Here is an 18,472-nt window from a genome sequence, read left to right as displayed (position 1 = left end):
CACAGCGCCAGGATGGCCCCTCGGATTCCCGTTCCGACCCGGATCGTCGTGGACTCGCCGAAAGAGATGAGTCCGTAACACACCGGGTCTGGGTGGAGCGGGTTCAGCAGGGGACGTCACTGGGGTGGAACTGGTGGAGCACGTGCTGGTGGTCAACTGCCGACTGGCTGGTAGCCGGCCGACCGTGGGTCCGCTGCTGTTCTGACGAGTCCCACGCTACGCCGTCTACCCGACAGTTGTCGGCGTACACCGCGGCCCGCCCCTCCGGGTGACGTCCGGGACCGAACTGTGACCCGCACGAGTGGGCAGTTGCGGTCGCCGACACGTGCCGACGCGCCGCTTCCGACGACCACGACTGCGCACTCGTCCGACGGGGCGTGCCCCCCGGGACGACGAAGGCCCCGACCGGCTGGTCGGGGCCTTCGTGCGGTCGAGCGTCAGTCCAGGTAGTCCCGGAGGACCTGCGAGCGGCTGGGGTGCCGCAGCTTCGACATGGTCTTCGACTCGATCTGGCGGATCCGCTCGCGGGTCACGCCGTAGACCTGGCCGATCTCGTCGAGGGTGCGCGGCTGGCCGTCGGTGAGGCCGAACCGCAGCCGGACGACGCCGGCCTCCCGCTCGGAGAGGGTCTGGAGCACGCTGGTCAGCTGGTCCTGCATGAGCGTGAAGCTCACCGCGTCGACCGCCACCACGGCTTCCGAGTCCTCGATGAAGTCACCGAGCTGGCTGTCGCCCTCGTCGCCGATGGTCTGGTCCAGGCTGATCGGCTCCCGGGCGTACTGCTGGATCTCCAGCACCTTGTCCGGGGTGATGTCCATCTCCTTGGCCAGCTCCTCCGGCGTGGGCTCGCGGCCCAGGTCCTGGAGCAGCTCGCGCTGGATGCGGCCGAGCTTGTTGATGACCTCGACCATGTGCACCGGGATGCGGATGGTGCGGGCCTGGTCGGCCATCGCGCGGGTGATGGCCTGGCGGATCCACCACGTGGCGTAGGTCGAGAACTTGTAGCCCTTGGTGTAGTCGAACTTCTCGACCGCGCGGATCAGGCCGAGGTTGCCCTCCTGGATCAGGTCCAGGAACGCCATGCCGCGGCCGGTGTAGCGCTTGGCGAGGGAGACCACGAGGCGGAGGTTCGCCTCGAGCAGGTGGTTCTTGGCGCGCTCGCCGTCGCGGACGATCCAGTTGAGGTCCCGGCGCATCTGCGGCGAGATCTTCTGGCCCTCCTCCTCGACCTGGCGGAGGCGCTCGGAGCCGTAGAGCCCGGCCTCGATCCGCTTGGCGAGGTCGACCTCCTCCTCGGCGTTGAGCAGCGCGACCTTGCCGATCTGCTTGAGGTAGGCGCGGACGGAGTCGGCCGAGGCGGTGAGCTCGGCGTCCTTGCGGGCCTGCCGCAGCGCCTCGGACTCCTCCTCGTCGTCCCACTCGAAGCCGGCCTCGGCCTCGGGGGTCTCGTCCTCGGCCGCGGCGACGACGACGCCGTCCTTGCCGGTGACGACGGCGTCGTCGAGCTTGAGGCCCTCGGCGCCGGCGTCGACCACGGCGACGGTGGAGCCGTCGGTGGCGACGGCGGTGAGGACGGTGCCCTCGCCGGCGCCCGGCGACGGGACGACGGCGGGCTTGGCCTTCGCGGCGGTCTTCGCCGGGGCCCGCTTCCGGGCCGGCTTCGCGGCCCCGTCCGCGGCGGCCGTGACCGTCTTCGCCGTCTTGGCTGCCGCGGCGCTGGTGCGCGCCCGGTTACCGGTGGCGGCCGCCGTGGAGCGCGTGCTCGCTTCGGCTGCTTCCGGTGCTGGCTGATCGGCGGGCACTCAGGTTCCTTCCGGTGCTGGGTTCGTTCCCCGGGGGCCGTGTGGCCCGCGGGCAGCGGCGCCGGCTCGCGCTCACGACCGGGTGAGGAGCCCACTGACCGGCGCGGCGTTTGGCCGCTGTCGGTGCGGGGGAATCCCTCCCGGCTGAAGGGCGGCGGGCTGGGGCGTCACCATTGTAACGACGTCTCCGGTCGAAACCAGCGCCTCGGATCCGCGGGCATCGCTCGGAGGAGGCGGGGGCCCGGTGCGGTCAGCGTTCCGGGCGCTCGGCGGCGGCCAGGGCCGCCCCCACGATGCCCGCGTCGTTCTGCAGCTCGGCCGGCACGACCAGGGTGCGGGTGGAGAGCAGCGGCACCCACTTGTGCGCCTTCTTGCTCACCCCGCCGCCGACGATGATCAGGTCGGGCCAGAGGCCGGCCTCCAGGACGTCGAGGTACCGGTCCACGCGCCGCGCCCACTCGGGGTAGCCGAGCTCCTCGCGCTCGCGGGCGGCCGCCGAGGCCCGCCGCTCGCCGTCCTCACCGTCGACCTGGATGTGCCCGAACTCGGTGTTGGGCACCAGCCGGCCGTCGACGAACAGCGCGCTGCCGATGCCGGTGCCGAACGTGAGCATCAGCACCACGCCGTTGCGGTCGCGCCCGGCGCCGTAGCGCATCTCCGCCAGCCCGGCCGCGTCGGCGTCGTTCAGCGTCTCCACCGAGCCGGGGATGAGCCGGGAGAGCCCGGCGTCCACGTCCGTGCCGATCCAGCTCTTGTCCACGTTCGCCGCGGTGTGCGCCACCCCGGACTTCATCACCCCCGGGAAGGTGACGCCGATCCGACCGGCCCAGCCGAAGCCGCCGACGATCTCCGCCACGACGTCGTAGACCAGCTCCGGCAGCGACGGCTGCGGCGTCTCGATCCGCAGCCGTTCGCCGATCAACCGGCCCTGGTCCAGGTCGACCAGGCACCCCTTGATGCCGCTACCGCCGATGTCCACCCCGAAGCCCTGCACGCCGACAGGCTAGTGGAGGGCCTCCCCGCTCCCCGTCGCTCACGCGCTCTCGCGGACAGAGGCTGCGGCAGGATCACCCGCATGAGCTATCCCCGCACCGGTGCCCCGGCCGCTCCCGACCCCCGCGCGCTGCTCGAGCTGGCCGTCTCCGCCGCGCGGGAGGCCGGGGCCCTCGTCGCCGATGGCCGGGACACCGCGGCCGAGCAGGTGACGACCAAGTCCAGCCCGGTGGACGTCGTGACGGCGGTGGACGCGGCCAGCGAGGAGCTGCTCGTGCGGCGCCTCCTCGCCGCCCGGCCGGACGACGGCGTCCTGGGGGAGGAGGGGGCGTCCCGGCCCGGCACCAGCGGCGTCCGCTGGGTCGTGGACCCGATCGACGGAACCGTCAACTTCCTCTACGACCTGCCCGCCTACGCCGTCTCGGTGGCCGCCGAGGTCGACGGGGTGGTGACCGCCGGCGTGGTCCTCAACGTCGCCACCGGGGAGCTGTTCACCGCCACGGCCGGCGGGGGCGCCGAGCTCTCGGCCCCGGGCCGGCCGGTGCGCCGGCTGTCCGTCGAGGGCCCGGGGTCGCTGGACCAGACGCTGGTGGCCACCGGCTTCGGCTACCGGGTGGAGCAGCGGCGGGCGCAGGGCGCCGTGGTGGCGGCGCTGCTCCCGGAGGTGCGCGACATCCGCCGGTACGGCAGCGCCGCCCTGGACCTGTGCGCCGTCGCCGCGGGGCGGGTCGACGCCTACTACGAGCTGCACCTCAACCCCTGGGACCACGCGGCCGGCGCCCTCGTGGCGGCGGAGGCGGGTGCGGTGGTGACCGGGCTGCCGGGCACGCGGCTCGGGGAGCCGATGGTCGTCGCCGCCGCGCCCGGGGTGGCCGCGCCGTTCCTCGAGCTGGTGGCCGCTCTCCACCGCTGAGCGCAGGCGCTCAGCAGTTGGGGTCGGGCTCCGGCACGGCCTCCAGGGCCGCGGTGACCGCCTCCGGGGTGGCCAGGCTCTCCGGCCAGACGAACTCCGGGCCGATGACCAGGTCGACCACCGCGTCGGCGCGGGTGTCCCGGTAGGTGCCCGCGCCGGGCATGAACACCGCCAGGAACCGGGCGGGGTCCTCGCCGCGCGCGCCGTACCGCACCTCGCCGACGCCCTCGACCTGCCGGTCGGAGGAGTCGTTGGCGATCTCGCTGACGGTGAACCCCCGGCCGCTCAGGTCGTCGGCGACCTGCTGGGCCAGGCCGCCGGTGTCGGTGGCGTTGAGGACCCGCACGGAGACCGTCGCCGGGTCCAGCGACGGGGGTGCGGCCTCGGCCTCCTCGCACGCCGCGGCCGCCTCGGCCCGCTTGGCGTTGTCCTGGCGGATCACGGTCCACCACACGGCGCCGGCCGCGACGGCCAGCACCAGCAGGAAGATCAGCGGAGGCAGCGGCCGGCGACCACTGCGCGGCCGCACCGGTGGACGGGCGGTGCGCTCGGTCACGGTCGTGCTCCTCGGCAGGGACGCGCAGGGCGGCGCCGGACGTGCCGGGCGCCGGGTCCTGGTGCGGACGGCGGTCGCTCCGAGCTTAGGGGCGCTGCGCCGTTCTAGATCGCACCGTCCTCGAGTGCGGCGCGTCCCAGCTCCACGCAGGGGCCGATGCGCTCGGCGTAGCCGCTGGTGTCCTTGCCCGCCATCGCGCCGGCGGCCGACCGGGCGAGGATGCCGGCGATGATCGCGGCGAACTTGAAGAAGCCGAAGCCGACGTACCAGTTGAGCGCCGACAGGTCGGTGCCGGTGCGGGCGGCGTACCGCTCGGCGACGTCCCGGCGCGTCGGGAAGCCCGGCAGGGCGGTCACCGGGCTCAGCGTGGACGGCCGCTCCTCGCCGGCCTCGGGCCAGTAGACGAGCATCATCCCGAGGTCGGTGAGCGGATCGCCGAGGGTGGACATCTCCCAGTCCAGCACCGCGGCGATGCGGCCGGGCTCGGCCGGGTCGAGCAGGCAGTTGTCGAGCCGGTAGTCGCCGTGGGTGATCCCCGGGCGCTGGGTGACCGGGAGCGTCTCGGCCAGCCGGGCCGCCAGCGCGTCCAGCTCGGGCCGGTCGCGGTCGCGGGTGGCCTCCCACTGGGTCGTCCAGCGACGCACCTGGCGGGCCAGGAACCCCTCGGGCCGCCCGAAGTCGGCCAGGCCGACGGCGGCGGGGTCGACGGCGTGCAGGTCGCCCAGGGTGTCGACCAGCGCGTTCCCGACCGCCCGGCGCTGCGCCGGGTCGTCGGCGTAACCGGCCGGCAGCTCGCGGGCGACGTGCACGCCCACGACCCGCTCCATGACGTAGAACGGCGCGCCGAGCACCGCCGGATCGGTGCACAGGTGCAGCGTCCGGGGCACCGGCACCGGCGTCGGACCCAGCGCGGAGATCACCCGGTGCTCGCGCGCCATGTCGTGCGCGGTGGCGAGCACGGCACCGGTCGGCGGCCGCCGGAGGATCACCGCGGCGTCGGCCGGGCCGTCCTGCGGGCTCACCACGTAGGTGAGGTTGGACATGCCTGCCGCGATCAGCTCGACGGTCACCGAACGCCAGCGCTCGTGCCCCAGCACGGCAGCCAGGTAGGGCCCGACGACGGCTGGATCGGCACCCGGGGGAGTCGCCACGGGCGCAGGGTAACCTCTGGCGCTCCGCACCCCGACCGGCCGTACGGCGAGCCCGATGTGTCACCTCTCCGGAGGCGGGCACAAATCGGGCCCGGACGGCGTTGGGCGGCTGCCGGTGCTTCCACGAGGAGGGGCCGGTGCACGTGGACGGGCGCCGCGGCAGCGGGCTGCGCCCACGACGACCCACCGGTCGCCCACCGGCGATCGGACCAGGACGCTGGCGGCTACCCCGCCGCGTCAGACGAGCGGGCACGACGCCCGCGCCGACCCCGGAGGAGGGGCACACCCCATGGCCACCGACTACGACGCCCCGCGCCGCAACGAGACCGACGAGCTCGGAGAGGACTCGCTCGAGGAGCTCAAGGCTCGCCGCGCGGAGGCCCAGTCCGCGTCGGTCGACGTCGACGAGACCGACTTCAACGAGAACCTCGAGCTCCCCGGCGCCGACCTGTCGAACGAGGAGCTCACCGTCCGGGTCCTGCCCAAGCAGGAGGACGAGTTCACCTGCTCGCGCTGCTTCCTGGTGCAGCACCGCAGCCGCCTCGCCGCCACCCGTGGCGACCAGGTGTTCTGCCGCGACTGCGCCTAGGAGGACCCCCGTGCACCCCGCCACCCGCACGCTCGCGGCGGGGCCCTGCACGGGGGCAGTCGCACCACCTCACCGGGGGGACCGATGACCGAGGGGCCACGCACGGGGGCGCCGCGCGACGTCCCGGCGCCGCGGCCGGTGCCGGCTCCGCCGGCGGCCGAGGAGAGCCCGCTGCTGCGGGCCGGCCGCGCGGTCGCCGACGCCGTGGCGGGACTGGCCGGCACGGCGGCCGGCCGGTCGGCGGCCGGCGGGCTCCGGGACGTCGTCGGTGCCGTCGCCGGTGCGGTCACCGCCGCCTTCTCCGGGGCGGCCGGGACCTCCACTCCGCCGCAGGCCGGCGGGGGAACGGGGGAGGCCCGCAACCCGGGCGCGCTGCTGGGTGACCTGCTGGCCGCCGCGGTGCCGCGGCTGCCGATCCGGGACGCCGCCACCCTGCGCGCCGCTCATCCCGGCGCCTCCGACGAGGAGATCGCCGACGCCCTGGTCGAGCGGGCCGCCCGCCTCACCTCCGGGATCGGCGCCGCCACGGGCGGGCTCTCGGCCGCGCACTGGTTCGCCCCGCCCTCGCTGCTCGCCGTCCCCCTGGAGCTGGGCGCGGAGACCGTCCTGGTCGCCGCGGTCGAGGTCGTGCTCATCGGCGAGCTGCACGAGCTGCACGGCCGCCGCGCACCCGGCGACGCCACGGCGCGCGCCCAGGCGTACCTGGCCGGCTGGTCGGAGCAGCGAGCCGTCCCCGGCGCGGGCGCCGGCGCCGCCGGCCTGGGCTCGCTGCTCGGCACGGCGGGTCTGCGCGCGCTGCGCCGCCGGCTGACCCGCCGGCTGGCCGGGTCCGCGCCGTCGGCCGCGCCGCTCCTGCTCGGTGCGGCGCTCTCCAGCCGGGTCAACCGCAGGGCCACCGAGTCCCTCGCCCGCCGGGTGCTGGGCGATCTCCGGACGCCGCCGCCCTGAGCGAGCCTGCGCGGGGTGCCGGCCGCGGGGGTGCTCATAGGATCGCCGTCGTGCCCGAATCCTCCGCCGACCCGGCCGTGCCGGTCGTCCTGACCGGCCCCGGCGGCGCCCTGCCCGGCTATGCGCTGCCCGGTGACGCCGGCGCCGACCTGACCGCGGCCGAGGACGTGGAGCTCGCCCCGTTCGAGCGGCGCCTGGTGGGCACCGGGATCGCGGTGGCCATCCCCGAGGGGTACGCCGGCTTCGTGCACCCCCGCTCCGGGCTGGCCCACCGGCTGGGCCTGAGCGTGGTCAACGCTCCTGGCACCATCGACTCGGGGTACCGGGGCGAGATCAAGGTCAATCTCATCAACCTGGACCCGACCACGCCGGTGCGGCTGTCCCGCGGGGACCGCATCGCCCAGCTGGTCGTCCAGCCGGTCGCCCGGGCGCGCTTCGTGCCCGTGGCCGAGCTGCCGGCCAGCGAGCGCGGCGCCGGCGGGCACGGCTCCACCGGCGGGCACCGGGCAGCGCCCGCGCCCGGCGACACGACAGCACTCGAGGGGCGGAACTGACATGCCGTTCGGACGGCGGCGCAACCGGATCGACCGCAGCCTGCGCGAGCGGGGGGTCCCGCCGGAGCCGCAGCAGCGGATCCGGGACGTCGAGGCCACCACCGGCCCGTGGGACGAGGGGGACGCCCCGGACGACGGCGTGACCCGGATCGACCTGGGCGCCATCCGGCTGCCCGCGCTACCCGGGATGGACCTGCGGGTGGAGCTCAACCCGCAGCAGAAGGTCATCGGCGCGACCCTCCGCCACGGGAACTCGCAGCTGCAGGTGGCCGCGTTCGCGGCCCCGCGTGCGGCCGGCATCTGGGACGAGATCCGGGTCGAGCTGGCCCGCACCGCGTCGGGGCAGGGGGCGTCCCTGCGCGAGGTCGAGGGCCCGTTCGGCGTCGAGCTGGCGGGCACCGTGGTCGCGGCCCTGCCGCCGCAGCCGGGTCAGCAGGCCCCGCAGGCGGTCCGGCGCCCGGCCCGCTTCCTCGGCGTGGACGGGCCCCGCTGGTTCCTCCGGGGCCTGCTCAGCGGCTCGCCGGTCGCGGGTGCCGAGGCCGAGACCGCGGCGCTGGAGCAGGCGTTCCGGGGCATCGTCGTCGTCCGGGGCAGCGAGCCCATGCCGGTGCGGGAGCCGCTGCCGCTGGCGCTGCCCCCGCAGGCGGCGGCGCAGCTGGCCGCCCAGCAGGCGGCCCAGCAGGCGGCCCAGCAGGCCGCCCAGCAGGCCGCCCAGCGGGCGGCGCAGCAGCCCGGGCAGCAGGCGGTGCAGCAGCCCGGGCAGCAGGCGGTGCAGCAGCCCGGGCAGCAGACCACCCCGCCGCAGGCGGGCGGCCGGCCGGGCGCCGGGCCGGTCCCGCCGCCCGCTGCCGGGCCGGCCTGACCGGCGCGACGCGACGCAGACGACACCGTGCGTGGTCGGCAGGCGGCGCCGGCCCCACTACGCTGGAGCCGTGACGGAGACCCGATCGGCGGGCTGGTGGTCGCGCGCGATGCAGCGACTCACCGCCGACGACCAGACCATCGACGCCCAGCAGCTGAGGGCGGGTACGGCCAGCGCCGGCTGCGAGCCGGTCAGCTCGTGCCGCAAGGGCGCGGTGGTCACGGTGACCGGCCGGCTGAAGTCGGTGGTCTACACGCCGCGGGAGACCGTGCCGACGCTGGAGGCCGAGCTGTTCGACGGCTCGGGCTCGGTGACGCTGGTCTGGCTGGGCCGCCGCCGCATCCCCGGCATCGAGCCGGGGCGCACGCTCACCGCCCGCGGGCGGTTCGCCGCGTTCGACGGGCGGCAGGTCATCTACAACCCCTGGTACGAGCTGGCCGCCGGCTGACCGACGGTCGCCGGGCAGGGCTCGCCGTGCGCGGGCGACAGGTCGTCGAGCAGAGGGGACGAGGGTGACCGCAGCAGGTCCGCCGGCCGACGGCGAGGACGAACGCGAGGCGCCGGCGGCTGACCGCCCGGTCTTCGGCCGGGACGAGGTGCTGTCCCAGCTGGGTGGCTGGCGCGGCATGGTCGACGCCACGGTGCCCACGCTCACCTTCGTGGTCGCCAACGGCATCGGCGGGCTCCGCGCCGGCATCTGGGCGGCGGTGGCCGCGGCCGTGGTCGTCTTCGTGCTCCGGATGGTCCGGCGGGAGAGCACCCAGCAGGCGGTCAGCGGCCTGTTCGGGGTGGCCGTGGCGGTGGCCATCGCCGCCGCCTCCGGGGAGGCCCGGAACTTCTACGCCCCCGGCATCATCCGCAACGCCGTCATCGGGGTGGTCCTGCTCGGGTCGGTCCTGGTGCGCTGGCCCCTGGTGGGCGTCGTCGCCGAGTTCCTGGCGCCCAGCCACCTGGGCAGCCTGAGCGCCGGCGCGGTGCCCGGGCTGCGCGGCACGGGTGGGGCGGTGAGCTCACCGCCAGGGGCGGGGGCCGCGGCGTCGGCCCCGGCGGAGCGGCACTGGCGCACCGACCGGCGGATGGTGCGGGCCTACTCCTGGCTGACCGTCCTGTGGGCCGGCACCTTCCTGCTGCGGGTGGCGGTGCAGGGGCCGCTCTACCTCGCCGACGAGGACGACCTGCTGGGCGTGGCGTCGATCGCGCTGGGCCTGCCGGTCACCGCGGTGGCGCTCCTGGTCACCCTCTGGGTCGTGTCCCGGCTGCACCGCCACCGCACGCCGCCGGCCGAGGACCCCGCTCCCTGAGCGAGGGCGGGGGCCTCGCTCAGCCCTCGGCGCGGCCGGGTCCCTCCGGGGCGAAGACGTACTGCAGCTGCTCCTCGGTGTCGCCGTGCGAGACGAACAGCAGCTCGTCCCCGCTCTCCAGCGGCTCGTCCGGTGACGGCGTGACCACCCGGTCGCCGCGCAGGATGGCCGTGAGGACGGTCTCGCGGGGGAGCGGGACCTCGCGGAGCGCCCGGCCGACCCAGGGGGTGTCGTCGCCGAGGGTGATCTCGACGAGGTTGGCCGCGCCCTTGCGGAAGCTCATCAGCCGGACGACGTCGCCGACGGTCACCGCCTCCTCGACGAGGGCGGCGAGCACGCGCGGGGTCGAGACGGCGACGTCGACGCCCCACGCCTCGGTGTAGAGCCACTCGTTGCGCGGGTCCTTGACCCGGGCGACGACCCGGTTCACCGCGAACTCGGTCTTGGCCAGGAGCGAGACGACGAGGTTGGCCTTGTCGTCACCGGTCGCGGCGACGACGACGTCGCAGGTGGCCAGCTGGGCCTCCTCCAGGGAGGAGACCTCGCAGGCGTCGGCCTGCACCCACTCGGCGCCGGGCACCGAGCGGGTGCGCACCTTGCGGCCGTCCTTCTCGATGAGCATGACGGTGTGCCCGTTCTCCAGCAGCTCACCGGCGATGGAGCGGCCGACGGCGCCGGCCCCGACGATCGCGACGCGCATCAGTGGCCGCCTTCCTGCGGGCCGCGCTCGACGACCTCGTGCACGCGGGCGGTGAGCTCGTCGGTGAGCGCGACGACGAGCTGGTCGCCGTCCTGGAGGACGGTGGCCGGGGTGGGCAGCTGCGCCTCGCCGAAGCGGACCAGCCAGGCCACCCGCGCGCCGGTGGCGCTCTCCAGGGCGACCAGCTTCCGGCCGACCCAGCCCTCGGTGACGGTGACCCGCACGAGCAGCACCTTGCCGGTCGGCTCCCGCCACAGCTCGCTGACCTTGACCGACAGCAGCTCGCGCAGCAGCCGGTTCACCGTCCACGGGACGGTCGCGACGCTGGGGATGCCCATGCGCTCGTAGACCTCGGCGCGCTTGGAGTCGTAAATGCGGGCGACCACGTGCTGGACGCCGAACGTCTCGCGGGCCACCCGGGCGGAGATGATGTTGGAGTTGTCTCCGCTGCTGACCGCGGCGAACGCACCGGCGGAGTCGATGCCGGCGTCCAGCAGCGTCTGCCGGTCGAAGCCCAGCCCGGTGACCTGGCGGCCGGTGAACTCGGGCCCCAGCCGCCGGAAGGCCTCGGGGTCCTGGTCGATCACGGCGACGCTGTGACCGATCTGCTCCAGGCGCCGGGCGATGGCCGAGCCGACACGGCCGCAGCCCATCACGACCACGTGCACGTGTCACTCCCCGCTGCATCCGGGCACGCCGGCTCCGTCCGCCGGCGCGTTCCCGGGCGCGAAGCTACACCCGCGAGACGGCCCCGACGGGGCAGGGACGCCGGTTCCCCCCGGAGGGGAGGGGTGCGCCGAGTCACCCGCTCGCAACCCTCCGGCGTCCGTACCATCGCGCCGTGCCAACGCTGTCCGACCTCGGCCATCTCCCGAAGAGGCTGGTCCTCGGCCGAGCCGTCCGCAGTGACCGGCTCGGCGAGTCGCTGCTGCCCAAGCGCTACGCGCTGCCCATCTTCGCCAGCGACCCGCTGTCCTCGGTGGCCTACGCCACCCAGGAGATCCTGATCGTCCTGACCCTCGCGGGGACGGCGTTCCTGTACCTGGCCCCGTGGCTGGCCGTCGGGGTCGTGCTGCTGCTCGTCACCGTCGTCCTCAGCTACCGGCAGGTGGTGCGCGCCTACCCGTCGGGGGGTGGTGACTACGAGGTCGCCATGAAGAACCACGGGCAGTTCGCGGCGCTGGTGGTCGCCAGCGCGCTGCTGGTCGACTACGTCCTGACCGTCGCCGTGTCGGTGTCGGCGGGCACGGACAACATCATCTCGGCGTTCCCGTCGCTGAACGAGCACCGGGTGGCCATCGCCATCGGCCTGGTGGCGCTGCTGGCGGCCGCGAACCTGCGTGGTCTGCGGGAATCGGGCAAGGCCTTCGCCGCCCCGACCTACCTGTTCATCACCGGGATCGGGGTCATGATCGTCACCGGGCTCATCCGGTGGTTCTTCACCGACGAGCGCCTGGTCGCGGAGACCTCGCAGTACACGGTCACCCCCGAGCCCGGCTACGAGAACATGGCGGGCCTGGCGCTGCTGTTCTTCGCGCTCCGGGCCTTTGCCTCCGGCTGCACCGCGCTGACCGGGGTGGAGGCCATCGCCAACGGGGTGCCGGCGTTCAGGCCGCCGAAGAGCCGGAACGCCGCCTCGACGCTGGCGCTCATGGGCGGCATCGCGGCCAGCATGTTCGCGGGCGTGACGGCCCTGGCCCTGCTGGCCGACGTCAAGTACGTCGAGCACCCCTGCGACCTCGAGGGGTTCGCGAACTGCGAGACCGAGCCGCAGCGCACGGTCATCGCGCAGCTCGCGGCGGCCGTGTTCGGCGGCGACGGCTCCGTCGGCTTCTTCTACATCCAGGCCGCCACGGCGCTGGTCCTGATCCTGGCGGCCAACACCGCGTTCAACGGCTTCCCGCTGCTGGGCTCGGTGCTGGCCCAGGACCGCTTCATGCCCCGCCAGCTGCACACCCGCGGGGACAAGCTGGTCTTCAGCAACGGCATCCTGCTGCTGGCCGGGTTCGCCGTGCTGCTCATCGTCGCCTTCGACGCCGACGTCACCCGGCTGATCCAGCTCTACATCATCGGCGTCTTCACCAGCTTCACCATCGGGCAGTGGGGCATGGTGCGGCACTGGAACCGCGAGATGCGCGCCAGCCACGACCCGGCCGACCGCCGTCGCATGCGCCGGTCGCAGATCATCAACACCGTCGGCGGCTCGCTGACCACGGTCGTGCTCGTGATCATCGTGACCACGAAGTTCACCCACGGCGCCTGGCTGGTGCTGGTCGCGATGCCGATCCTGTTCGTCCTGATGCGCGGGATCAACCGGCACTACTCGCACGTCTCCGCGCAGCTGGTCCCCGACACCGACGCCCGCACCCTGCCGAGCAAGGTGCACGCCGTCGTCCTGGTCTCCAAGGTGCACAAGCCGACGCTGCGGGCGCTGTCCTTCGCCCGGGCCACCCGCCCCGACCAGCTCACCGCGCTCACGGTGAACGTCGACGATGCCGACACCCGGCACCTGCAGGCCGACTGGGAGCGCTTCGACATCCCCGTGCCGCTGACCGTGCTGGAGTCGCCGTACCGGGAGATCACCCGCCCGGTCGTCGACTTCGTGAAGGGCATCCGGCGGGACAGCCCCCGGGAGCTGGTCGTGGTGTTCGTGCCGCAGTACGTGGTCGGCCACTGGTGGGAGAACGCGCTGCACAACCAGAGCGCGCTGCGCCTGCGGGCCCGCCTGCAGTTCCAGCCCGGGGTGATGATCACGACCGTGCCCTGGCAGCTGGAGAGCTCGGTCGGGCACGACGACGGCGACGGCCGCCGGGGCGGCCCCGCGCCGGGGGACCTGCGGCGCGGGATCACCGACGACCAGCCCGAGGCGTCGCCCTATGGCTGAGCAGGGCCTCGGGTGGCTCGGCCGCGAGTTCGAGGTCGAGGTCGGGCCGGTCGCGCACGGCGGGCACTGCGTGGCCCGGCACGAGGGCCGGGTCGTCTTCGTGCGGCACACGCTGCCGGGGGAGCGGGTGCGGGTCCGGGTGACCGAGGACCGGCACCGCGGCTTCTGCCGCGCCGACGCCGTCGAGGTGCTCGAGGCCGCGCCCGCCCGGGTCGAGCGACCCTGCCCGTACAGCGGCCCGGGGAAGTGCGGTGGCTGCGACTGGCAGCACGTCGACCCCGCGGAGCAGCGCCGGCTCAAGGCCGCGGTCGTGCGCGAGCAGCTGGTGCGCCTGGGCGGGCTGGACGCCGGCGACCCGGTGGTGGCGGACCTGGTCGTGGAAGCGCTGCCCGGCGGTCCCCTCCGGTGGCGGTCGCGCGCCCGGTTCGCCGTCGACCGGACCGGCGCGGCCGGCCTGCGGCGGCACCGCTCGCACGACCTGGTCGTGCTGGACGACTGCCCGATCACGGTGGAACCGGCGGCACGGGCGGTGCTCTCGCGGCGCTGGTCCGGCGCCGGGGCCGTCGACGTGTCCGTCGACTCGGCGGGCGCGGTGACCACCACCCGGCTGGACCGCCGCGGCCGGCCGCAGCGCACCGAGGTGCTCCCGGCCGGGCGGACGACGCCGCAGGAGCCGGCCGGGCGGGCCGGACGGCGGGCCGCGGGCCGGGACTGGGAGGTGGAGGGCACCGGCTTCTGGCAGGTGCACCCCGCCGCCGCGGACGCGCTCGTCGGGGCCGTCGCGGAGCTCGCCGCCGTGCGGCCGGGCGAGACCGTCCTGGACCTCTACGCCGGCGCAGGCCTGTTCGGCGGCGCCCTCGCCCCCGCCGCCGGGGAGCACGGCCGGGTGATCTGCGTGGAGTCCGACCCCGCGGCGTGCGCGGCCGCCGACGCGAACCTCGCCGCCCTGCCGCAGGCCGAGGTCTGGCAGGGCGACGTGGACGCCGAAGGGCTGGCGGAGCTGCTCGTCGAGCTCGGTCCGGCGCCCGAGGTCGTCGTCCTCGACCCGCCGCGCGCCGGCGCCGGCCGGGCGGTCAGCCGGCTGCTGGCGGGCACCGGCGCCCGGGCCGTCGTCTACGTGGCCTGCGACCCGGCCGCCCTGGGCCGGGACGTCGCCGCCTTCGCCGAGGCCGGCTACCGGCCGGCCGCCGTCCGCGCGTACGACGCCTTCCCGATGACCGCGCACGTGGAGTGCGTGGCGCTGCTGGTCCCGGCCGAGGCCCGGTCCTGACCGCTGCGCCCGACGTGGCGCGGTCCACCCGGTGCCGGGCAGCGGGGCGTCGGCGCGCCGTGCCGGGTGGGGTGAGTGGACGCCGGGTGACCGGCTTACCGTCGTGGGCATGAGGACGGAGCGGCGGCGGGCGCGCTGGTGGGCGGTGGTCGCGGTCGGTGCCGGCGGAGCGGTGCTGGTCGGGACCGCGATCGCGGCGGATCCCGGAGCCGGGCCGGAGGTGCAGTCGGTCACCGCGCAGTCGCCGGTGACCGCGGCGCAGACCCCGGCGGTCACCGAGCGGCCGCCGGCGGTCGAGCAGGAGCGGCAGGAACCGTCGTCGGTGGTCTTCCTCGGGGACTCCTGGACCGCGGGCTACGGCGCCTCCGACCGGCACGGCTACCCCGAGCTGACCGGGGAGGCCCTGGGGTGGGACTACGACGTGCTGGGCGTGGGCGGCAGCGGCTACACCCTCGTCGGGGGCGGCGGCGCGGGCAGCACCTACGCCGAGCGCATCGGCCAGGCCCTGGCCACCGGCAGCGACGTGATCGTCGTGCAGGGCAGCCTCAACGAGCGCATCGGGGAACCGGGGGCGCTGGCGCCGGCCGCCCGGGACACGCTGGCCCGCCTGGCCGCCCAGAAGGACGCCGACACCCGGGTCCTCGTGCTCGGGGCGTCCTACAACCCGGGGACGCCGGCCGGGACGATCGACGACATCAACGACGACATCGAGGCCGCGGCCGACGCCGCCGGGCTCCGGTTCGTGGACGTGGCGGCGCAGAACTGGACCGACCCGGCCGACCCGACCATCTGGTTCGACCCGATCCACCCCAACGACGCCGGTCACCGGCTCATCGCCGACCGCCTGGCGGAGCTGCTGCGCGACCTCGCCGAGCACTGAGCGGCGGCGGCCTGCGGCGCCTCGGCTACGGTTCAGGGGTGCCCACGTGGGAGTACGCCTCGGTCATCACCGCCAACGACGCCGAGTCGCAGCGAGCCGGAGTGAGCGTGAAGCTCCCCGGTGGTCAGTCGGAACGACAGCAGGGCGACACCAGCTCGGTGCTCAACAAGCTCGGCGGCGAGGGGTGGGAGCTGGTCAGCTACCACTCCAGCGGCGCCGGCAGCTGGGGCTTCGAGCAGTTCTGGCTGAAGCGGCAGGTCGCCTCCTGAGCTAGCCCGGCCGGCGTGTGCGGCACGTCGTCGAACGCATGTTCGACAGGTGCGGCAGACTGGTGGGGTGGATGCGACCGTGCCGCCGGGATGGCCGGAGGAGGTCCGGCCCCCGGGGGCGCCGGACTGGGAGCGCACCGCCGTGGCGTGGCTGTTCGACCTCGTCCCGCCCGACTACCGCGCGCACGAGGTGCTCCGCCGGTACCCGGTGCTGCTGGCCCGCTTCGCCGGCGACCACGTCGCCGCCGGGCTGGAGGCGGCCCGCCGGGGGTGGCGGACGCTGCGCGTCGAGCTGGCCGACCAGCTGCCCGCCGACGCCCTGGAGGCCGCGATGACGGCCTACGAGCGCGAGGGTGCCCGGCTGGCCGCGGCCGCCCGCGGGGTGGAGGTGGTGGCGGGCGCGTTGCGCGGCGAGCGGTGGGTGCCGCGGCTGTGAGGTGCATCCGGGGCACCCGCTCGACCGGAAGTCCCGCGAAACCGCAGTTACAGTGGGTCGGCGGCTGCCGAGCAGCTGCCGCCCAATCGAGAGGACACCGCCGAGCCGTGCCGCTCCTGCGATCGCTCCAGGGTCCCGAGGCCCTGCGCGCCCTGCCCGCCGACCAGCTCCCCGCTCTCGCGGCGGAGATCCGTGATGCCCTGGTCACCAGCGTGGCCCGCACGGGCGGGCACCTGGGCCCCAACCTCGGCTGCGTCGAGCTGACCATCGCGCTGCACCGTGTCTTCGACTCCCCGCGCGAGCCGATCGTCTTCGACACCGGCCACCAGTCCTACGTGCACAAGATGCTCACCGGCCGGGTCGAGGGCTTCGAGCGGCTGCGCCAGCGGGGTGGGCTCTCCGGCTATCCCAGCCGGGCCGAGAGCGAGCACGACTGGGTGGAGAACAGCCACGCCTCGACGTCGCTGTCCTACGCCGACGGGCTGGCCAAGGCCTTCGCCATCCGCGGTGACTCGCGTCCCGTCGTCGCCGTCATCGGCGACGGCGCGCTCACCGGCGGCATGGCCTGGGAGGCGCTGAACAACATCGCCGCGGCGCAGGACCGGCCGGTCGTCATCGTGGTCAACGACAACGGCCGCTCCTACTCGCCGACCATCGGCGGCGTCGCCGACGCGCTGGCCACCCTGCGGCTGCGGCCCGGCTACGAGAACGCCCTGCTCCAGGTGCGCCAGGCGCTGCACAGGGCCCCGGTCGTGGGCTCGGCGCTGTACGACGCCCTGCACGCCATCAAGAAGGGCCTCAAGGACGTCCTGTCGCCGCAGGGCATGTTCGAGGACCTCGGCATGAAGTACGTCGGCCCGGTCGACGGTCACGACGTCCGGGCCATGGAGTCCGCGCTCCGGCGGGCCCGCTCCTTCGGCGGCCCGGTGATCGTGCACGCCGTCACCACCAAGGGCTTCGGCTACCCGCCGGCCGAGACCGACCAGATCGACGCCTGGCACGCCACCGGCGTCTTCGACCCCGACAGCGGGACCAGCGTCCGCAAGACCGGGCTGGCCTGGACCGACGCCTTCGCCGACGAGCTGGTGCGCGTGGGCGCCGAGCGCCCCGACGTCGTGGCCATCACCGCGGCGATGCTGCACCCGACGGGTCTGGCCCCCTTCGCGGAGCGGTTCCCCGAGCGCACCTTCGACGTCGGGATCGCCGAGCAGCACGCGCTCACCTCCGCGGCCGGGCTGGCGATGGCCGGCATGCACCCGGTGGTCGCCGTCTACTCCACGTTCCTCAACCGCGCGTTCGACCAGCTGCTCATGGACGTCGCGCTGCACCGCCAGCCGGTCACCGTCGTCCTGGACCGGGCCGGCGTGACCGGTGAGGACGGCGCCTCGCACAACGGCATGTGGGACATGTCGATCCTCTCGGTGGTGCCCGGCCTGCACCTGGCCGCGCCCCGCGACGAGTCCACGCTGCGGGAGGCGCTGCACGAGGCCGTCGACATCTCCGACGCGCCGTCGGTCATCCGGTTCCCCAAGGGTGTGCTGCCGCCGGACATCCCGGCGCTGGAGCGGCGCGGTCCGGTCGACGTGCTGCGCCGTGGCGACAAGGACGACGTCCTGCTGGTCGCCGTCGGATCGATGGTGCCGCTGTGCCTGGCGGTCGCCGAGCGCGCTGCCGACCACGGGATCGAGGTGACCGTCGTCGACCCGCGGTGGGTGCTGCCGGTGGCCGGGGAGCTCGTCGGGATGGCCGCCGGCTACCGGCTGGTGGTCACCGTCGAGGACGGCGGCCGGGCCGGGGGAGTGGGCACCACGCTCACCCGGGAGCTGCAGGACCGGGACTGCGACGTGCCGGTGCGCACGGTCGGGCTGCCGCAGCAGTTCTTCGAGCACGGCAGCCGCGGGCAGGTGCTCGCCGACGTCGGCCTCACCGAGCAGGACGTCGCGCGGCGCATCGCCGAGTGGGCGGCCAAGGTCGGCGAGCGCGGCGAGACCGCCGTCGTCGAGCCCGTCGAGGGGGGCCGGCGGTGACCGTGATCGCCGAGATCCAGGTGGCGCCGTCCCCGCCCGGCACCGACGAGAACCCGCACGCCCACGTGGAGGCGGCGATCGCCGTCATCCAGGCGTCGGGGCTGCGCTACGAGGTGGGCGCGCTGGGCACCACGCTGGAGGGCGGGGCCGACGAGGTGTGGGCGACGCTGCGCGCCGCGCACGAGGCGATGCTGGCCGCCGGCGCCTCGGCCGGGCTCTCGCACATCAAGGTGGCCTCGGTGAACCGCACGATGGACAGCCTCACCAGCAAGTTCCGCTGACGCCCCTGATCGGGACGCTGGGCCAGTCAGGTATCGGCTGAGCCTGGCCCGTCCTG

General features: G+C 75.0%; 20 protein-coding genes. 14 read left to right on the top strand and 6 right to left on the bottom strand.

The genetic code is table 11. The features are described 5' to 3' along the window. Positions 1 to 437: 437 nt before the first annotated feature. Together BD833_RS01860 and ppgK are read right to left on the bottom strand one after the other, a co-directional pair. Positions 438 to 1,802: an RNA polymerase sigma factor gene (locus BD833_RS01860; protein ID WP_166531404.1), complete on the bottom strand. Its 1,365-nt coding sequence runs from the start codon at positions 1,800 to 1,802 to the stop codon at positions 438 to 440. A 250-nt stretch (positions 1,803 to 2,052) separates the two neighbouring features. Further along, positions 2,053 to 2,796 (bottom strand): polyphosphate--glucose phosphotransferase, encoded by a 744-nt coding sequence (gene ppgK, locus BD833_RS01855; RefSeq protein ID WP_166531403.1) that lies wholly within the window; start codon positions 2,794 to 2,796, stop codon positions 2,053 to 2,055. Between the two features lie 81 nt (positions 2,797 to 2,877). Here ppgK and BD833_RS01850 point away from each other — a divergent pair, with 81 nt between their 5' ends. Continuing rightward, positions 2,878 to 3,708, top strand: coding sequence for an inositol monophosphatase family protein (locus BD833_RS01850; RefSeq protein WP_166531402.1), 831 nt, complete (start codon positions 2,878 to 2,880; stop codon positions 3,706 to 3,708). A gap of 10 nt (positions 3,709 to 3,718) precedes the next feature. Here the strand turns inward: BD833_RS01850 and BD833_RS01845 are convergent, their stop codons facing one another. Both BD833_RS01845 and BD833_RS01840 read right to left on the bottom strand, forming a co-directional pair. Next, positions 3,719 to 4,264 (bottom strand): LytR C-terminal domain-containing protein, encoded by a 546-nt coding sequence (locus BD833_RS01845; RefSeq protein WP_166531401.1) that lies wholly within the window; start codon positions 4,262 to 4,264, stop codon positions 3,719 to 3,721. Positions 4,265 to 4,368: 104 nt separating this feature from the next. After that, positions 4,369 to 5,415, bottom strand: coding sequence for a phosphotransferase family protein (locus BD833_RS01840; protein ID WP_166531400.1), 1,047 nt, complete (start codon positions 5,413 to 5,415; stop codon positions 4,369 to 4,371). 289 nt (positions 5,416 to 5,704) lie between these two features. Here BD833_RS01840 and BD833_RS01835 point away from each other — a divergent pair, with 289 nt between their 5' ends. The 6 genes from BD833_RS01835 (at position 5,705) to BD833_RS01810 (ending at position 9,669) form a co-directional block, all read left to right on the top strand. Further along, positions 5,705 to 6,004 carry a DUF4193 domain-containing protein gene (locus tag BD833_RS01835; protein ID WP_166531399.1) on the top strand — a complete coding sequence of 100 codons (300 nt, stop codon included), beginning with the start codon at positions 5,705 to 5,707 and terminating at the stop codon, positions 6,002 to 6,004. Between the two features lie 84 nt (positions 6,005 to 6,088). Beyond that, on the top strand, positions 6,089 to 6,952 hold the full coding sequence (locus tag BD833_RS01830; RefSeq protein WP_166531398.1) for a hypothetical protein: 864 nt from the start codon (positions 6,089 to 6,091) through the stop codon (positions 6,950 to 6,952). A 50-nt stretch (positions 6,953 to 7,002) separates the two neighbouring features. Then, positions 7,003 to 7,506, top strand: coding sequence for a dUTP diphosphatase (gene dut / locus BD833_RS01825; RefSeq protein WP_166531397.1), 504 nt, complete (start codon positions 7,003 to 7,005; stop codon positions 7,504 to 7,506). Between the two features lies 1 nt (position 7,507). Beyond that, the gene (locus BD833_RS01820) at positions 7,508 to 8,368 is read left to right on the top strand and encodes a DUF3710 domain-containing protein (RefSeq protein WP_208092284.1); all 861 of its coding nucleotides are present in this window, start codon (positions 7,508 to 7,510) and stop codon (positions 8,366 to 8,368) included. 70 nt (positions 8,369 to 8,438) lie between these two features. Further along, the gene (locus BD833_RS01815) at positions 8,439 to 8,816 is read left to right on the top strand and encodes an OB-fold nucleic acid binding domain-containing protein (protein ID WP_208092283.1); all 378 of its coding nucleotides are present in this window, start codon (positions 8,439 to 8,441) and stop codon (positions 8,814 to 8,816) included. Between the two features lie 64 nt (positions 8,817 to 8,880). Next, positions 8,881 to 9,669 (top strand): DUF3159 domain-containing protein, encoded by a 789-nt coding sequence (locus tag BD833_RS01810; protein WP_243737383.1) that lies wholly within the window; start codon positions 8,881 to 8,883, stop codon positions 9,667 to 9,669. A 19-nt stretch (positions 9,670 to 9,688) separates the two neighbouring features. Here the strand turns inward: BD833_RS01810 and BD833_RS01805 are convergent, their stop codons facing one another. Next, positions 9,689 to 10,369 carry a potassium channel family protein gene (locus BD833_RS01805; RefSeq protein ID WP_166531396.1) on the bottom strand — a complete coding sequence of 227 codons (681 nt, stop codon included), beginning with the start codon at positions 10,367 to 10,369 and terminating at the stop codon, positions 9,689 to 9,691. Continuing rightward, positions 10,369 to 11,037 carry a potassium channel family protein gene (locus BD833_RS01800; RefSeq protein ID WP_166531395.1) on the bottom strand — a complete coding sequence of 223 codons (669 nt, stop codon included), beginning with the start codon at positions 11,035 to 11,037 and terminating at the stop codon, positions 10,369 to 10,371. The genes BD833_RS01805 and BD833_RS01800 overlap by 1 nt, the downstream gene beginning before the upstream one ends. A 173-nt stretch (positions 11,038 to 11,210) precedes the next feature. Here BD833_RS01800 and BD833_RS01795 point away from each other — a divergent pair, with 173 nt between their 5' ends. The 7 genes from BD833_RS01795 (at position 11,211) to BD833_RS01765 (ending at position 18,416) form a co-directional block, all read left to right on the top strand. Continuing rightward, a complete protein-coding gene (locus BD833_RS01795) occupies positions 11,211 to 13,253 on the top strand; it encodes an APC family permease (protein WP_166531394.1) in 2,043 nt (680 codons plus the stop codon). Continuing rightward, positions 13,246 to 14,523 carry a class I SAM-dependent RNA methyltransferase gene (locus BD833_RS01790; protein WP_166531393.1) on the top strand — a complete coding sequence of 426 codons (1,278 nt, stop codon included), beginning with the start codon at positions 13,246 to 13,248 and terminating at the stop codon, positions 14,521 to 14,523. Before BD833_RS01795 ends, BD833_RS01790 begins: the two co-directional genes overlap by 8 nt. A gap of 109 nt (positions 14,524 to 14,632) precedes the next feature. After that, positions 14,633 to 15,403 (top strand): SGNH/GDSL hydrolase family protein, encoded by a 771-nt coding sequence (locus BD833_RS01785; protein WP_166531392.1) that lies wholly within the window; start codon positions 14,633 to 14,635, stop codon positions 15,401 to 15,403. 38 nt (positions 15,404 to 15,441) lie between these two features. Beyond that, the gene (locus BD833_RS01780) at positions 15,442 to 15,672 is read left to right on the top strand and encodes a DUF4177 domain-containing protein (RefSeq protein WP_166531391.1); all 231 of its coding nucleotides are present in this window, start codon (positions 15,442 to 15,444) and stop codon (positions 15,670 to 15,672) included. Positions 15,673 to 15,739: 67 nt separating this feature from the next. Further along, positions 15,740 to 16,108: a hypothetical protein gene (locus BD833_RS01775; protein WP_166531390.1), complete on the top strand. Its 369-nt coding sequence runs from the start codon at positions 15,740 to 15,742 to the stop codon at positions 16,106 to 16,108. A gap of 107 nt (positions 16,109 to 16,215) precedes the next feature. Beyond that, positions 16,216 to 18,135: a 1-deoxy-D-xylulose-5-phosphate synthase gene (gene dxs, locus BD833_RS01770; RefSeq protein ID WP_166531389.1), complete on the top strand. Its 1,920-nt coding sequence runs from the start codon at positions 16,216 to 16,218 to the stop codon at positions 18,133 to 18,135. After that, on the top strand, positions 18,132 to 18,416 hold the full coding sequence (locus tag BD833_RS01765; RefSeq protein ID WP_166531388.1) for a thiamine-binding protein: 285 nt from the start codon (positions 18,132 to 18,134) through the stop codon (positions 18,414 to 18,416). Before dxs ends, BD833_RS01765 begins: the two co-directional genes overlap by 4 nt. Positions 18,417 to 18,472 lie beyond the last annotated feature (56 nt).

Source organism: Blastococcus xanthinilyticus, from assembly GCF_008124835.1.
GTDB lineage: Bacteria > Actinomycetota > Actinomycetes > Mycobacteriales > Geodermatophilaceae > Blastococcus > Blastococcus xanthinilyticus.
This window is presented reverse-complemented; position numbering and strand designations above follow the sequence as displayed.

Excerpts from the sequence above, each read along its gene's own strand:
- BD833_RS01820 (WP_208092284.1), top strand. The coding sequence starts at position 7,508 with ATGCCGTTCGGACGGCGGCGCAACCGGATCGACCGCAGCCTGCGCGAG.
- BD833_RS01850 (WP_166531402.1), top strand. The coding sequence starts at position 2,878 with ATGAGCTATCCCCGCACCGGTGCCCCGGCCGCTCCCGACCCCCGCGCG.
- BD833_RS01830 (WP_166531398.1), top strand. The coding sequence starts at position 6,089 with ATGACCGAGGGGCCACGCACGGGGGCGCCGCGCGACGTCCCGGCGCCG.
- BD833_RS01785 (WP_166531392.1), top strand. The coding sequence starts at position 14,633 with ATGAGGACGGAGCGGCGGCGGGCGCGCTGGTGGGCGGTGGTCGCGGTC.
- BD833_RS01790 (WP_166531393.1), top strand. The coding sequence starts at position 13,246 with ATGGCTGAGCAGGGCCTCGGGTGGCTCGGCCGCGAGTTCGAGGTCGAG.
- BD833_RS01835 (WP_166531399.1), top strand. The coding sequence starts at position 5,705 with ATGGCCACCGACTACGACGCCCCGCGCCGCAACGAGACCGACGAGCTC.
- BD833_RS01805 (WP_166531396.1), bottom strand. The coding sequence starts at position 10,369 with ATGCGCGTCGCGATCGTCGGGGCCGGCGCCGTCGGCCGCTCCATCGCC.